We start from the raw sequence: 13,942 nt of genomic DNA, 5'->3' as shown, positions 1-13,942 counted from the left end.
GCCGCGCCGTGGGGCGGGTGGGCCGGCCGGAATCGAACCGGCGTCCTCACCGATTATGAGTCGGCGCGCGACGACCTCTGCGCTACGGCCCACGCGTGGCAAGGCCGGCCGGAATCGAACCGGCGTCCTCCAGCCCGCTGCGCCGGCGCGACGACCTCTGCGCTACGACCTCGCCGGGGCGAAGTGTACCGGCCGGGTCCGCGGCTGGTAGAGCTGGTGCAGCACGAAGCAGTTGCCGTCGGGGTCGCGGAAGCTGGTGACCCGGGAGAACGGGCCCTCCTCGATCGGCGTCTCGAACACGATCCCGCGCTCGGAAAGCTCCTCGTAGGTCTTCTCGATGTCGTCGGTGTCCATCACGATGCCCTCGAGCGAGCCGGCGGGCATCGAGTCGAACCAGGTGACGAGCGTGAACGACGTCTGGCCGTGCTTCGGTGCGACCTCGACCCAGCGGCGGTCGCCCTCGTCGTTGTCGCTGATCAGCTCCCAGCCGAGCGCGTTGATGTAGAAGTCGCGGGCCCGGTCCTGGTCGGTCACGGGGATGGAAACGATCTGCACGTGGTCGATGGGCATCGTCCGGCTCCTCGCAACGTCGCGGCGGCTTTGTCGCGACGGTACCCCCGAAATGCCGGGCTTTTGCGAGACTTTCTACAATTGCACCCATTCTGTGCGGACCGGCACGAATGCCCCCTCGACCTCGGGTTCGCAGCGCAGCCGCACCGGCCCGGCCGCGACCCCGTCGAAGCGAAACCGGCCCTCGGCGTCGGCGGTGGTCTCGTGCGACCCGGCCGGCGACTCCACGACGACCTTGGCCGGGATCACCGGCGCCAGCTCGCCGACCACGTCGACGGCGCCGGAGTGGGCCGTGACCTGGACGTCGATCGTGAGCGCACCGCTGAAGAACGTCAGCACTCGGGGAGTGCCGCCGCGGATGCCGCCCCGCACGGCGATGAGCCGGTCGAGCGAGTCGCGGGTCAGCTCGGCCAGCGCCGCGTCCGGGTCGCGCCACGCGAGGCTCGCCCGCGCGGCCGCCAGGACGTTCGGTGGCACCGGGTCCCGCCGGCCGGCGATGTCACGCAAAGAGCTCAGCACCTCTTCCTCCCCGATCATCGGGTCGGCCCTGCCCAGCCGCGGTGGGTCATATCGAAGTCGCCAATCGTCGGCGCAGCGTGCCCAGGCAGCGCTTGCGGGTCGGACCGATACTGCCGATCGGCACGTCGAGCGCGGCCGAGACCTCGGCGTAGCTCGGCGGGGGATCGGCGATGAGCACGCGCAGCAGCTGCTGGCACTGGCTGGACAGCGTGCGGAACTCGTGCCACAGCAGTGCGTCGCGCTCGTCGCGCAGGACGCCGGCGTCCAGCTCGTCGGTGGTCGGCTCGACCCCGGCCGGGGCCCCGCCGAGGGTCTCCACGAAGTCGCCGGCCGAGCCGGCCGGCACGTCCCGGCCGCTCTTGCGCAGCAGCGCTATCGCCTCCCGGCGGGCCGTCGTGGCCAGCCAGGAGCCGAGCTTGTCGGCGTCGCGCACCGCATCGACGTGCTCCACCAGGCGCAGCCACGTGGCCTGGCTCACATCGGCGGCGTCGGACTGGCCGAGCTGGAAGCTGCGGGCCACCGACCACACGAGGTTGGCGTAGCGGTCCACAATGGACTCCCACGCCTGCTGGTCACCGGCCGCGGCCGCCCGCAGAAGTGCGGCATTCTCGTGCTCACCGGGGCTTTCGGGGTCGGCCATGGCTCCGAAGGGTAGCATCGCGGCCACCGGACGACGGGGTGCGGCGACCAGCGAGCCGCACCCCGTCACCCCCCTCCCCCTGGTGTGATGCATGAGGTCACGCCACCCCGGCGTAGCGGCCGTAGCGGCGCTGCGCCCCGGCCACCACCGTCTGGGCCGCCAGCGCGGCGGAGCCCGCCGCGGGCAGCGCGTCGGCGATCGCCGCGGCCACGAAGGGCGCCGCGAACGAGGTGCCGCTCCATCGGGCCCAGCCGTCCGGGAAGCCCTCGTGGTGCACGTACGTGCTCAGCACGTCCGCACCCGGGGCGGCCAGCGTGATCCACGGCCCGGTGTTGCTCCAGTTGCATATGCGCCGGCCGTCGTGGGCGGCGACCGCGACGACGCGCCGCCGCCACGGCGCGCTCGTCCCGGCGTACGCGGCCGGCCAGAAGGGCCGGTCGTGCTGGCCGTCGTTCCCGGCCGCCGCCACGACCACCCGGTCACCACTCGTCAGCAGGCCCCCCAGCGCCGCCGTGAGCAGGACCGGAGGCCGGTCGTCAAGCGAGTATCCCCCCAGCGAGAGGTTGATGATCGGGTCGTCGCCCGCCTGCCGGAGCGCCGCGACCAGGTCGCTCTCCCGGCACACCCCGAACGTGTCGACGATTCGCACCACTCTCGGCTGCACCCGCCGGGACCGGCCCAGCATCACCCCCGCGACGAAGTTGGCGTGACCCGCGCCGTCCCCGTCGTCGTCCGCACCGCCGGGCTCGTAGTCCGCGGTGATGTACCTTTCCTTCGGCAGCGGACTGTCGGCCCAGACCCCCGTGTCGAGCACCAGCACCGCCACCCCGCCGTCCCCGTCCGGCGCCGGCAGCCGTCCGGGCGCCGCCGGCCGCGGCCGTCCGTAAGCCCCGGCGTGCGCGAGCGGCGTCGAGACGAACACGTGGTTCGGCGCCGCGGCGACACGGGTGTCTCCGGCCGCCTCCGCCTGCACCCGCACCCGCCGCGCGGCCCGCGCGACATCGAGACCCTCGACCCGGACCCGCCGGAAGCCGGCCGGGACATCCCCCTCCTCGACGATGTCCCGAGCGGCCAACCCCTGCTCGGCGAACGCCTGGCGGGCGGTGGCGAAGTGCTCGTCGAGCACCACCAGCTCGTCGGCGACGAACCGCACGGGTGTGCCGTCGGCCCGGTCCTCGCGGCGGACCCACGGCAGGCCGGCGAGTCGCCGGGCGCGCCGTGTGCGCCACTCGTCCTGGGCCATCGGTCCTCCATCTCCGGTCTCGCCGAACATGAGGGCGCCGGTCGGCCTCCTGATACATGGCCCCGGATGTTTTCTGCCGTCCTCCCACGGCATGATGTGGCCGTGGCGAGCATCGATCAGCAGACGGTGACCCGGGAGCTCCAGGTCCTGGAGGTCACCAGCGGCGACAAGAAGGCGACGGTGCGTCCCGACGACACCGTGACCATCGGCCGCGACGCCGCCAACGACCTGGTGGTCGAGGGCACCCTGATCTCCCGGCGGCACGCCGAGGTCATCTGGAACGACGACGGCTGGTTCCTGCGCGACCTCGGCAGCCGCAACGGCGTCTACTCCGGCGGCGAGAAGGCGGCCTTCGTCGCCGCGACCGACGGAGGAGAGGTCCACCTCGGCTCGGCCGACGGCCCGGCGGTCTCGTTCAAGGTGGTGACGATCACCGAGCAGCTCCCCGTCCAGGCCGCCCCGCCGCAGCAGCGCGAGGCCACGCAGCACGAGTTCGGCGCCGGCCGCATCCGCCTGGGCCGCGGCGCCGACAACGACATCGTCCTGACCGACCTGCGCGCGTCACGCAACCACGCCGAGCTGCGCCACACCGCGACCGGCGGCTTCGAGGTCGTCGACCTGGGCAGCCGCAACGGCACGTTCCACAACGGCAAGCAGATCACCCCGCGCCAGGACATGAACCCCGGCGACATGATCTCCATCGGCCGGCACGAGTTCATCTTCGACGGGGCCCGGCTCCACGAGTTCGAGGACGCCGGCCCGTCCTCGCTGATCGCCGACGACCTCACCGTCCGGATCAAGGACGCGGTCCTGCTCGACGACGTCAGCTTCGCGCTGGCCGAGGGCAGTGTGCTGGCCATCATCGGCCCCTCCGGCTGCGGCAAGTCCACGCTCGTCAAGGCCGTGGCCGGGCTGCGCCCCGCGACCCAGGGCCAGGTCCGCTACGACGGCCGCGACCTCTACGCCGACTACGCCGAGCTGCGCTACCGCATCGGCATGGTCCCGCAGGACGACGTCCTGCACCGCCAGCTCACGGTCCGCCGGGCCCTGCGCTTCGCGGCCGCGCTGCGCTTCGCCGACGACGTGCCCCGCAAGGAGCGCAGCGCCCGCGTGGCCGAGGTCCTCGAGACCCTCAACCTCACCGAGCGCGCCAAGCAGCGCATCGACAGCCTCTCCGGCGGCCAGCGCAAGCGCGTCTCGGTCGCCCTGGAGCTGCTCACCGAGCCCAGCCTGCTGTTCCTCGACGAGCCCACGTCCGGCCTCGACCCGGCCCTGGACAAGGAGGTCATGGAGGAGCTGCGGGAGCTGGCCGACAAGGGCCGCACGGTCGCCGTGGTCACGCACAACGTCATGCACCTCGACCTGGCCGACCGGGTGCTCGTGCTCACCGTCGGTGGCCGGATGGGCTACTTCGGGCCGCCGGGTGAGCTCCTGCAGTTCTTCGGAGCCGAGGACTACGCCGAGGTGTTCCGCGAGGTCACGAACAACGCCGCGCACTGGGTCCGCCGATACCGCTCATCGCCCGAGTACACCCGCTACGTCACCGACCAGATCGCCGAGGCGCCCCCGCCGAAGCCCGAGGTGGTCGAGAGCGTCACGGTCCCGGCCCGGGCCGTGCCGACCCAGGCCGTCCCGACCACCGCCGCGGTCCCGGCCGGGCCCGGCGAGGCGACGGCCGAGCAGCCGATGCCCGCGCGCCCCGGCCCGGCCGCGTCACCCGACACGCCATCGGCCACCTCGCCGGCCACCTCGTCGGCTCCGTCACCGGCCGCCGGCCGGCCGGGCGGGGCGCCGGCGGGATCGGCCAAGGTGGTCGGCCGGGCCCGGGTCACGCTGGGCGGGGCGTCCCTGCGCAGCCGGGTCGTGCACCCGGCCGCCCCGGTCCGGCAGTTCCTGACGCTCTGCGCCCGGATGCTGTGGGTGATCGGCGCCGACCGCGGCCTCAGCATCTTCATGGTCGGCCTGCCCCTCGCGCTGGCCCTGCTGACCCGGACCGTCCCCGGGGAAAACGGCCTGGCCCCGGGTCTGACCCGCTACAGCCTGGAGGCCCAGCGCCTGCTCGTCGTGCTGGCGGTGGGCGCCGCGTTCCTGGGCACCGCGGCCGCCATCCGCGAGCTGGTCAACGAGTCGACCATCTACAAGCGCGAGCGGGCGGTCGGCCTGTCCGCGGGGGCCTACCTGGCGTCGAAGGTCGTCGTCTTCTCCCTGATCATCATCGTGCAGACGTCCCTGTTCTCCTGGCTGGCCCTGCTCGGCAAGAACCCGCCGAAGGACCCGCTGATCTTCAAGGAGCACTGGCTCGTCGAGATCACCATCCCGGTCGCGCTCGTCGCCCTGGCCTCGATGGCGTTCGGCCTGATGGTCAGCGCCCTGGTCAAGACCACCGAGCAGACCACGCCGGTCCTGGTCGTCGCCGTGATGGCCCAGCTGGTGCTGTCCGGCGGACTGTTCGAGCTGGGCGGCGAGAAGGTCCTGAGCACGATCTCCTGGTTCTTCCCGACCCGCTGGGGCATGGCGGCCGGCGGCTCGAGCGTCGACCTGACGAGGATGATCCCGTTCAAGGACGACCTGTGGCAGCACACGACCGGCGCCTGGTGGCGCTCGGTGCTGATCCTGGTCCTGCAGATCGTCGTCCTGGTCGCCCTGGCCCGCCTGGCCCTGCGCCGCTCGGAGCCCGGCCGCCAGTAGTCCGGACGCCCCACCCGCCGGGCCGGGCCTGCTCCACGCCCGGTCCGGCCGGTGGCTGCCCGGCGAACCCCTCCGCCGCCACGAACGCGTCGCGGCGGCGCCCCCGCCGCCGCGGCCGATGCGCCGGGCGTGGGGATATTGTTTGCCGGGCTAAGGAAACCGAACGGAGATTTCGCATGTCAGACGCGATCCGGGCCGAGACAGTGTTCATCGGCGACGAGCAGATCCAGGCGTATCAGGCGCGCCCGGTCGACGGCGGGCCGGTGCCCGGGGTGGTGGTCATCCACCATCTGCCCGGGTACGACGAGGCGACCAAGGAGATGGTGCGCAAGTTCGCCGCCAACGGGTACGCCGCGATCTGCCCCAACCTGTTCTGGCGGGAGGCGCCCGGCGCCTCGCCCGACGACGCGTCCGCCTTCGTGCGCGGGCAGGGCGGGATCGCCGACGAGCAGATCATCAGGGACGTGGCCACCGCGGCGGCGGCACTGCGCGGGCTGGACAACGCCGCGGGCAAGGTCGGCGTGATCGGGCACTGCTCCGGCGGCCGGCAGGCGCTGCTCGTCGCCACCGCCGTCGAGCTGGACGCGGCCGTGGACTGCTACGGAGCGTTCGCGCTCGAGCCGCCGCCGACCGGGTTCCCGCTGCGGGTGACCTCGATCAAGGACCGGCTGGCCGACGTGCGGTGCCCGGTGCTGGGGCTGTTCGGCGACGACGACAAGTACCCGGCACCGGCCGAGGTGGCCCGGCTGGCCGAGCTCATGGCCGAGCACGGCAAGCACTTCGAGTACCAGAGCTACGAGGGTGCCGGGCACGGCTTCTTCGCCGTGGACCGGCCCTCGTACCGGCCGCAGGCCGCCGTCGACGGGTGGCAGCGGATCTTCGCCTTCTTCGCCGAGCACCTGGGGAGCTGACCGGTATGTGCACCTATGAGACCCAGACCGTCGACATCGAAGGGGCCGGCAAGGGCGCGGCGGGGTGGTTCGACCTCACGCAGGCGTCGGTCTACGTCGACCACCCGCACCGGGCGCCGTTCGGGCACACGGTGAACATCGACTTCGCCAACCCCGGCCAGGGGCCCTCGGCGCGGGTCGCGGTCGAGCTCACCGAGGAGGCCGCCCTGGCGCTGGTGGCCGCCATCCAGCAGGCGATCGCCGCCGCGCCGGCCGGGCTGGCCAGCGCAAATACGCCGGTGTAGCAATTCTGTGAAAAAAGAGCAGGATCGGAGGCATGGGCGCCTACCGAGACACGTACCAGCTGAGCCTCGACGACCCCGAGTGGTTCTGGCGGGACGCGGCCGGCGGTGTCGAGTGGGAGCGCATGCCCATCCGGGTGCTGGACCGCGACAACCCGCCCTTCTATCGCTGGTTTCCTGACGCGCAGCTCAACACCTGTCACAACGCGCTCGATCGGCACGTCGACCGGGGCCGCGGCGACGACATCGCGCTCGTCTACGACTCGGCGGTGACGGGCGCGCTGAAGCGGTACACCTTCGGCGAACTGCTCGACGAGGTCTCGACCTTCGCCGGAGCACTGCGGGCGCTCGGCGTGCAGCAGGGGGACCGGGTCGTCATCTACATGGCGATGGTGCCCGAGGCCGTCGTCGCCATGCTGGCCTGCGCCCGGCTCGGTGCGGTCCACTCGGTCGTGTTCGGCGGGTTCGGGCCCCGGGAGCTCGCGGCCCGCATCGACGACGCCAAGCCCAAGGTGGTGGTGGCGACGTCGTGCGGGATCGAGGCGGCGCGGGTGGTGCCGTACAAGCCGCTGCTGGACGCCGCGATCGACGAGGCCGCCCACAAGCCCTCGCGCTGCGTGATCCTCCAGCGCCCGCAGGCCCCCGGCGAGCTGCGCGACGGCGACATCACGTGGGCCGACGCCGTGGCCGCGGCCCCGCGGACGGCGTGCGTCCCGGTGGCGGCGACCGACCCGCTGTACATCCTCTACACCTCCGGCACCACCGGGCGCCCCAAGGGCATCGTGCGCGACAACGGCGGCCACGCGGTCGCGCTCACCTGGTCGATGGCGAACATCTTCGACTGCGGCCCCGGCGATGTCTTCTGGGCCGCCTCCGACGTCGGGTGGGTCGTCGGGCACTCCTACATCGTCTACGCCCCGCTGCTGGCCGGCGCGACGACGGTGCTCTACGAGGGCAAGCCCGTCGGCACCCCGGACGCCGGCGCGTTCTGGCGGGTGGTGGCCGAGCACGGCGTCAACGTCATGTTCACGGCGCCGACCGCGATCCGGGCGATCCGCAAGGAGGACCCGCAGGGGGCGCACATCGACCGCGAACGGCTCAAGTCGCTGCGGACACTGTTCCTGGCGGGGGAGCGCCTCGACCCGCAGACCTACGAGTGGGCGGGGGAGCGGCTCGGGGTGCCCGTCGTGGACAACTGGTGGCAGACCGAGACGGGCTGGCCGATCGCCGCAAGCCCGCGGGGCCTGGAGCAGCTGCCCACAAAAGCGGGATCCCCGTCGGTACCCGTCCCCGGCTTCGACGTCCGCGTGCTCGCCGGTGACGGTCGCCCCGCCGCGGCCGGGACGGACGGCGCGATCGTCATCAAGCTGCCGCTGCCGCCCGGCTGCCTGCCCACGCTGTGGGGCGACGACGAGCGGTTCGTCAGGTCGTACCTGTCCGCGTTCCCCGGCTACTACCTGAGCGGCGACGGGGGCCGGTTCGACGACGACGGCTACCTCTACGTGATGGGCCGCACCGACGACGTCATCAACGTCGCCGGGCACCGCCTGTCGACGGGGGCCATGGAGGAGGTGCTGGCCGCGCACCCGGCGGTCGCGGAGTGCGCCGTGATCGGGGTCGGCGACGAGCTCAAGGGGCAGGTGCCGCGCGGTTTCGTGGTGCTGAAGGCCGGGGTCCCGACCCCGCCGGCGACTGTCGCGGCGGAGCTGGTGCAGCTCGTGCGGGACCGGATCGGGGCGGTGGCGTCGCTGCGCAGCGTGCAGGTGGTGGCGGCGTTGCCGAAGACGCGCTCGGGGAAGATCCTGCGGCGGACCATGCGGGGCATCGCCGACGGGCGCGAGGAGCCGGTTCCCTCGACGATCGAGGACCCGGCCGTGCTCGACGCGCTGCGGCCGGTGCTGCGCTCGTCCGGGGGATGAGCTCTGAGCGAACACGCTCACGGCGAACAGGGGGTCGGCCCGGGCGGTCGAGGCCATACCGTCAGGGGCATGGCCGACAACGAGATCCCGTTCGACAGCGCCGTCTTCGACCGACTGCTCAGCAAGCGCATCATCGTGCTCGGGACCGAGGTGAACGACGAGAGCGCCAACCGCATCTGCGGGCAGTTGATCCTGCTCGCCGCCGAGGACTCCGAGAAGGACATCAGCCTCTGGATCAACTCGCCGGGCGGGGCCGTGCACGCCGGCCTGGCGATCTACGACACCATGCGGTTCATCAAGAACGACGTCTCCACCGTGGTCATGGGCATGGCCGCCTCCATGGGCCAGTTCCTGCTCAGCGCCGGCACCCCGGGCAAGCGCTACGCCCTGCCGCACTCCCGCGTGATGATGCACCAGCCGTCGGGCGGCATCGGCGGCACCGCGGCCGACATCGCCATCCAGGCCGAGCAGATGATCTTCACCAAGCAGACCATCCAGCGGCTGATCGCCGAGCACACGGGCCAGACGAGCGAGCAGATCGGGATCGACTCCGACCGCGACAGGTGGTTCACCGCGCCCGAGGCACGCGAATACGGCTTCGTCGACCGGGTCGTGGAGGGCGCCGAGCAGCTGGCCCTTTCCTGAGCCAGGACCGGCCGGGGCATGGCGGCGCCGACTATTGTCGGCCGGTTTGCGGAAGATCTACTGTGCGTTGATGAGCATTGATCGTGAAGTGGCGCCCGAGCAGGCCGGTTTCGACGCCGGACGGCTGGCCCGCCTGGACGCCCACTTCGCGCGATACGTCGACGACGGGCGCCTGGCCGGCTGGCAGCTGGCGATCGCGCGCGACGGCCGCGTGGTGCACCACAGCGTCTACGGCAAGCGCGACGCCGAGGCCGATCTGCCGGTGGAGCCGGACACCCTCTGGCGCCTGTACTCGATGACCAAGCCGATCACCTCGGTCGCCGCGATGATCCTGTGGGAGGAGGGCCGCTTCGAGCTCACCGACCCGATAAGCACCTGGCTGCCCGAGTTCCGTGACATGCAGGTGTTCGAGAAGGGCTCGGCGAACGCGCCATTCACCGTGCCGGCGATCGAGCCGATCCGGGTCTGGCACCTGCTCACCCACACCTCGGGCCTCACCTACGGCTTCCTGCACACGTCGGTCGTCGACGCCCTCTACCGCAAGGCCGGCTACGACCTGGGCGTCAAGCCGGGCGCCGACCTGGCCGAGGTCTGCCGCGACTTCGCCGCCCTGCCCCTGCTCTTCCAGCCGGGCCGGGGCTGGGGCTACGGCGTCAGCACCGACGTGCTGGGCCGCCTGATCGAGGTGGTGGCCGGCGTCGCGTTCCCGGAGTTCGTGCGCACCCGCATCCTGGAGCCCCTGGGGATGACCGACACGACCTGGTCGGTGGCGCCGGACGAGCAACGGCTGGCCGCGCTGTACGCCCCCACCCCGACCGGCGGCCGGGTCCGCTTCGACGCCCTGGGCAAGGCCGCGTTCGCGGAGCCGGCGGCCCCGGCGGGCGGCGGCGGCCTGATCTCGACCGCCGCCGACTACCAGAAGTTCATGACCATGCTCCTGCGCCGCGGCGACGGCCTCCTGGCCCCGCGGACGGTCGCCTTCATGACCCGCAACCACCTGCCGGGCGGCGTCGACCTGGACCGGCTGCAGACCGGCGGCTTCGCCGAGACCTCATTCGAGGGCATCGGCTTCGGCCTGGGCTTCGCCGTGGTGCGCGACCCGGCCCCGTCCCGCGTCTACAGCACCCCGGGCACGTACTACTGGGGCGGCGCCGCGAGCACCGCCTTCTGGATCGACCCGGTGGAGCGCCTGACCGTCGCGTTCTACACCCAGCTGATCCCGTCCAGCACCTACCCGCTGCGCCCCCAGCTGCGCCAACTCGTCTACAGCGCCCTCACCGACTGAACCGCCGATGGAAGCTAGACGAAAGCCAGGCTGCCGCCGCCGGTGGCGATCTTGACCTTGTGGCTGGAGCCGGCGTCCTGCTTGATGGTGCCGGACTGGTTGCCGCCGTCCAGGTCGGCCGTCAGCGCGTAGCCGTCCTTGGTCAGGCGCAGGTTGACGTTGCCGCCGCCGCTGTCGATGTCGATGCGGTCGGGAGCCTGGGTGACCTTGACGTCGACCGGGCCGCCGCCCGTGCGGGCCTGGAACTCCGGCGGGGCCAGGGCGTCGCCCGTCACCGCGCCGCCGTCGGACTGTACGTCGATAAGCCCGGTCAGCCCCGTGAGCTCGATGCGGCCGCCGGAGCTGTCCAGGCGGGCGGTGAGCGTGGAGGGCATCTCGACCACGTACGAGATCGAGCAGTCGTTCTTCGGGCAGCCGCCCGACCCGAGGATGAGCTCGCCGCCCTCGAGCTTCTGCTTGCGGCCCGGCTTGTCGCTCTTGAAGGCCGCCGTCTCCGTCACCTTGATGGTGGCCCCGGCGCCGGCCTTGACCGTGATCGTGCCGCCCTCGCTGTCGACCTCGACGACGCTCACGTCGTCCTTCACCTCGAACGAGTTCGTGGCCGTCTGCCCCGGCCCGTCCTTGGCGGGCTTGTCGGGCGCGGCGGACGGTGAGCCGCAGGCACCGAGGGCCAGCAGGAGCGCGGCGGTGGCGGGCGTGAGGACGCGAATGGGCAGTGACTTCACGGGGCACAGCTTTGCACGCGAAGCGCGACGATCTTCGACAGGGGCGCCGCCCGGGAAGCCGCCGGGACGATAGGGTCGCCGCCGTGAACATCGTCGATTCCGCCTATGCCCGGGCAACCGCCAACAATTTCGGGCGGTCCTGCGACCCTGCGGTCGGGCGGCTGCTCGCCACGCTGGCGGCCGGGCTGCCCAGCCGGGCCCGAGTGCTCGAGATCGGTACCGGCGTCGGGGTCGGCACCGCCTGGATCGTCAGCGGCCTGCTGCCCCGCACCGATGTCAGCGTCACCTCGATCGAGTCGGACGAGGCCACCGCGGCCATCGCCAGGAGCGGGCAGTGGCCGGCGTTCGTGGAGTTCAAGGTCAACGATGCGCTCGACTATCTGGAGACGCCGGGCGAGGGCTTCGACCTGATCTTCGCCGATGCGTCCGGGGGGAAGACCGAGGGGCTCGACCGTACCCTCGCGAATCTCAACCCCCGGGGGACCCTCATCGTCGACGATATGACCCCGGTCGAGGGATGGCCGGAGGATTTCCGGGTGAAGCAGGACGGCGTGCGCCGGGCGCTGCTCGCCGACCCCGGCCTGGTGGCGGTGGAACTGGCCCACGGTACGGGGGTAATTATCGGCGTCCGTCGACCCCCGGCGGGCTGAACGGCCCCACGAGGGGTCATCCACCCGGCCCCTGACACCGGGGGAGCGGGGTCGGTACCGTCACTGCGATGAGTGCGGTCGTGCTGGCCCTGCACGGGCTGCTGATTGAAGGGACCGTGGCGAGCATCGAGCCGGTGCTCGCCGGCCTGCTGGTCGCCGACGAGCCCCGGCTGGTGCTGGACGTGTCCCAGGTGACGGTGTGCGACACGACAGGCGCGCAGCTGCTGGTGGACGTGGCCGACATGGCCCGGTCGCGGGGTGGGGAGCTGCGCCTGGCCGCGCCCTCGCCGGCGATCCGGTCCTGGCTCAGCGTCGCGGCCGGCATGAGTGACATCGCCGCGTTCGCGACCGTCGAGGGCGCCCTGGACGCGGACCCCCGCGACCTGGTCGGCCCGGGGCTGCTGCCCCCGGCCGTCTGCGTCGACGCGCCGCCGCTCCCGCTGGAGGGCGACGGCCACCGGACGTTCCCGCAGAAGCGCCCGCGCTGGCGGGTCAACCCGAAGACCGTCAACCCTTCGGGCCGCGCACGATCACGCCGAGGTCCCGCATCACCGCGTCGGTGAGCCCGGGCAGCTGCGCGGGCTCGATGGTGACCCCGCGCAGGCTCGTCATCCCGCTGACCTCCGAGAGCTGGTTGCCGCGCAGGTCGGCCCCGCGCAGGTCGCAGCTCTCGAACGACATCTGGCGCAGCCGGCAGCCCTGCATCGCCGCGTAGGGCAGGACGCAGTCGCGCAGGTTGGTGTTGACGAGCACGCAGCCGACGAACCCGGTCGGGCCGGTGGTGTTGACCTCGTCGAGCGAGGCCCCGTCGAGCCGGCAGCCCTCGAACAGCACGTCCGACAGGCGGGACTCGGCCAGATTGGCCCACGTCAGCTTGCAGTTGACGAAGTGCACCCGGTCGAGGGTCAGCCCGGTGAGGCGGGCCGCGGTGAAGTCGACCTTCTCGAACCGGCAGCCGCTGATCGTCACGTCCTCCCAGATCGCCCCGTTGAGGTCGAGGTTCTCCAGGAGAGAGCGGCGCAGCCGGGCGTCGATGAGGCTGCTGCGGATCGCGCGGCCGGTCTGGACGTGGGCCTCGTTGAGGTTGCCACCCCAGGGCGCACTGACCGGCTCGAGCTCGCCGGGGTCGAAGACGGGTAGCTCGATCTCGATGTCGTGCACGCTGCGCGCTGCCACGCCCCTCACCGTAAAGGGTGACCCGAGCGCATGGCACGTAGGCTGTCAGGTCATGAACGATGCGGGAGTTCGGGCACGGGTGGACGGGCGCACCTTACGGGCCGAGCGGACCCGCCGGGCGATCACCGATGCGCACTTCGCGCTCCTGGAGGAGGGCGAGCTGCGGCCGACGGCGGAGCGGATCGCCGAGCGGGCCGGGGTGTCGCTGCGTGCCCTCTGGACCAACTTCAAGGACATGGAAGGGCTGTTCGCGGCGGCCGGTGAGCGGCTCATGGAGCGGATGCGGGCCGACTTCGTCCCGGTGCCGCCGGACCTGCCGCGGGAGGAGCGCATCGAGCGCTACTGCACCCAGCGGGCCCGTCTGCTCGAGCTCATCGCCCCGGCGGCGCGGGCCGCTCGGATCCGGGAGCCGTTCTCCGAGCAACTGCGCAAGAACCGGATGTGGTACCTCGACTTCGCCCGCGAGGAGCTGCAGACCCTCTTCGCCGAGGAGCTGACCGCGGCGGGACCGGCCCGCGCCGAGCTGCTCGACGCGCTGACGGTCGCCACCACGTTCGCCGGCTGGTCGATGTGGCGCGACGAGCTGCACCTCGATGTGGCCGGCGCCACGGCCGTCCTGCGCCGGGTGGTGGGAAGTCTGCTGCCTGGCCCAGGGGCGGCATAAGTTTGGCTTAGACCGCCGTTAAATCG

At 72.2% G+C, this 13,942-nt stretch carries 15 protein-coding genes and 2 tRNA genes; 9 read left to right on the top strand and 8 right to left on the bottom strand.

Going from position 1 to position 13,942, the window contains the following annotated elements:
- Window positions 1-17 precede the first annotated feature (17 nt).
- The 6 genes from Dvina_RS43205 to Dvina_RS43180 all read right to left on the bottom strand — a co-directional run bounded on the left by Dvina_RS43205 (window position 18) and on the right by Dvina_RS43180 (window position 2,972).
- A tRNA-Met gene (locus tag Dvina_RS43205) sits at window positions 18-92 on the bottom strand.
- A gap of 4 nt (window positions 93-96) precedes the next feature.
- Window positions 97-172: transfer RNA gene (locus tag Dvina_RS43200), tRNA-Ala, on the bottom strand.
- Entirely contained in the window at window positions 163-570 is a 408-nt protein-coding gene (locus Dvina_RS43195; protein WP_223096510.1) for a VOC family protein, read from the bottom strand. The genes Dvina_RS43200 and Dvina_RS43195 overlap by 10 nt, the downstream gene beginning before the upstream one ends.
- A 75-nt stretch (window positions 571-645) precedes the next feature.
- On the bottom strand, window positions 646-1,107 hold the full coding sequence (locus tag Dvina_RS43190; protein WP_223096508.1) for a carboxypeptidase-like regulatory domain-containing protein: 462 nt from the start codon (window positions 1,105-1,107) through the stop codon (window positions 646-648).
- Between the two features lie 28 nt (window positions 1,108-1,135).
- Window positions 1,136-1,729, bottom strand: coding sequence for an RNA polymerase sigma factor (locus tag Dvina_RS43185; protein ID WP_223096506.1), 594 nt, complete (start codon window positions 1,727-1,729; stop codon window positions 1,136-1,138).
- Between the two features lie 97 nt (window positions 1,730-1,826).
- Complete coding sequence (locus Dvina_RS43180) at window positions 1,827-2,972, bottom strand: S8 family peptidase (protein ID WP_223096504.1); 1,146 nt, start codon at window positions 2,970-2,972, stop codon at window positions 1,827-1,829.
- Between the two features lie 102 nt (window positions 2,973-3,074).
- On the opposite strand from Dvina_RS43180, the gene Dvina_RS43175 reads away from it, so the two are divergent.
- The 6 genes from Dvina_RS43175 (at window position 3,075) to Dvina_RS43150 (ending at window position 10,701) form a co-directional block, all read left to right on the top strand.
- Window positions 3,075-5,660: an ATP-binding cassette domain-containing protein gene (locus tag Dvina_RS43175; RefSeq protein ID WP_223096502.1), complete on the top strand. Its 2,586-nt coding sequence runs from the start codon at window positions 3,075-3,077 to the stop codon at window positions 5,658-5,660.
- A gap of 176 nt (window positions 5,661-5,836) precedes the next feature.
- Window positions 5,837-6,571 carry a dienelactone hydrolase family protein gene (locus tag Dvina_RS43170; RefSeq protein ID WP_223096500.1) on the top strand — a complete coding sequence of 245 codons (735 nt, stop codon included), beginning with the start codon at window positions 5,837-5,839 and terminating at the stop codon, window positions 6,569-6,571.
- Window positions 6,572-6,576: 5 nt separating this feature from the next.
- A complete protein-coding gene (locus tag Dvina_RS43165; protein WP_223096498.1) occupies window positions 6,577-6,855 on the top strand; it encodes a DUF6295 family protein in 279 nt (92 codons plus the stop codon).
- Between the two features lie 32 nt (window positions 6,856-6,887).
- Window positions 6,888-8,771 (top strand): propionyl-CoA synthetase, encoded by a 1,884-nt coding sequence (locus Dvina_RS43160; protein WP_223096496.1) that lies wholly within the window; start codon window positions 6,888-6,890, stop codon window positions 8,769-8,771.
- Between the two features lie 69 nt (window positions 8,772-8,840).
- Complete coding sequence (locus tag Dvina_RS43155) at window positions 8,841-9,416, top strand: ATP-dependent Clp protease proteolytic subunit (protein ID WP_223096494.1); 576 nt, start codon at window positions 8,841-8,843, stop codon at window positions 9,414-9,416.
- A 70-nt stretch (window positions 9,417-9,486) separates the two neighbouring features.
- Window positions 9,487-10,701, top strand: a complete 1,215-nt coding sequence (locus Dvina_RS43150; protein ID WP_223096492.1) for a serine hydrolase domain-containing protein — start codon at window positions 9,487-9,489, stop codon at window positions 10,699-10,701.
- A 14-nt stretch (window positions 10,702-10,715) separates the two neighbouring features.
- On the opposite strand, the gene Dvina_RS43145 is transcribed toward Dvina_RS43150, so the two are convergent.
- Window positions 10,716-11,426 (bottom strand): DUF4097 family beta strand repeat-containing protein, encoded by a 711-nt coding sequence (locus Dvina_RS43145; protein ID WP_223096490.1) that lies wholly within the window; start codon window positions 11,424-11,426, stop codon window positions 10,716-10,718.
- A gap of 83 nt (window positions 11,427-11,509) precedes the next feature.
- Between Dvina_RS43145 and Dvina_RS43140 the strand changes: the two genes are divergently transcribed.
- Window positions 11,510-12,076, top strand: a complete 567-nt coding sequence (locus Dvina_RS43140; protein ID WP_223096488.1) for an O-methyltransferase — start codon at window positions 11,510-11,512, stop codon at window positions 12,074-12,076.
- A 68-nt stretch (window positions 12,077-12,144) separates the two neighbouring features.
- On the top strand, window positions 12,145-12,639 hold the full coding sequence (locus Dvina_RS43135) for an STAS domain-containing protein (protein ID WP_223096486.1): 495 nt from the start codon (window positions 12,145-12,147) through the stop codon (window positions 12,637-12,639).
- On the opposite strand, the gene Dvina_RS43130 is transcribed toward Dvina_RS43135, so the two are convergent.
- Window positions 12,584-13,252, bottom strand: a complete 669-nt coding sequence (locus Dvina_RS43130; RefSeq protein ID WP_223096484.1) for a pentapeptide repeat-containing protein — start codon at window positions 13,250-13,252, stop codon at window positions 12,584-12,586. The two genes, Dvina_RS43135 and Dvina_RS43130, sit on opposite strands and share 56 nt — an antisense overlap.
- Window positions 13,253-13,304: 52 nt before the next feature.
- Here Dvina_RS43130 and Dvina_RS43125 point away from each other — a divergent pair, with 52 nt between their 5' ends.
- On the top strand, window positions 13,305-13,916 hold the full coding sequence (locus Dvina_RS43125) for a TetR/AcrR family transcriptional regulator (RefSeq protein WP_223096482.1): 612 nt from the start codon (window positions 13,305-13,307) through the stop codon (window positions 13,914-13,916).
- Window positions 13,917-13,942: the final 26 nt, after the last annotated feature.

Source organism: Dactylosporangium vinaceum, assembly GCF_019904175.1.
Classification (GTDB): domain Bacteria; phylum Actinomycetota; class Actinomycetes; order Mycobacteriales; family Micromonosporaceae; genus Dactylosporangium; species Dactylosporangium vinaceum.
Note: the sequence above shows the minus strand (reverse complement) of the source record. Positions and strands in the feature narration are given on the sequence as shown.

Bases quoted from the DNA above. Each gene is read 5' to 3' on its own strand.
- Dvina_RS43195 (WP_223096510.1), bottom strand. From the start codon at position 570: ATGCCCATCGACCACGTGCAGATCGTTTCCATCCCCGTGACCGACCAG.
- Dvina_RS43190 (WP_223096508.1), bottom strand. From the start codon at position 1,107: ATGATCGGGGAGGAAGAGGTGCTGAGCTCTTTGCGTGACATCGCCGGC.
- Dvina_RS43185 (WP_223096506.1), bottom strand. From the start codon at position 1,729: ATGGCCGACCCCGAAAGCCCCGGTGAGCACGAGAATGCCGCACTTCTG.
- Dvina_RS43180 (WP_223096504.1), bottom strand. From the start codon at position 2,972: ATGGCCCAGGACGAGTGGCGCACACGGCGCGCCCGGCGACTCGCCGGC.
- Dvina_RS43170 (WP_223096500.1), top strand. From the start codon at position 5,837: ATGTCAGACGCGATCCGGGCCGAGACAGTGTTCATCGGCGACGAGCAG.
- Dvina_RS43165 (WP_223096498.1), top strand. From the start codon at position 6,577: ATGTGCACCTATGAGACCCAGACCGTCGACATCGAAGGGGCCGGCAAG.
- Dvina_RS43160 (WP_223096496.1), top strand. From the start codon at position 6,888: ATGGGCGCCTACCGAGACACGTACCAGCTGAGCCTCGACGACCCCGAG.
- Dvina_RS43155 (WP_223096494.1), top strand. From the start codon at position 8,841: ATGGCCGACAACGAGATCCCGTTCGACAGCGCCGTCTTCGACCGACTG.
- Dvina_RS43150 (WP_223096492.1), top strand. From the start codon at position 9,487: ATGAGCATTGATCGTGAAGTGGCGCCCGAGCAGGCCGGTTTCGACGCC.
- Dvina_RS43135 (WP_223096486.1), top strand. From the start codon at position 12,145: ATGAGTGCGGTCGTGCTGGCCCTGCACGGGCTGCTGATTGAAGGGACC.
- Dvina_RS43125 (WP_223096482.1), top strand. From the start codon at position 13,305: ATGAACGATGCGGGAGTTCGGGCACGGGTGGACGGGCGCACCTTACGG.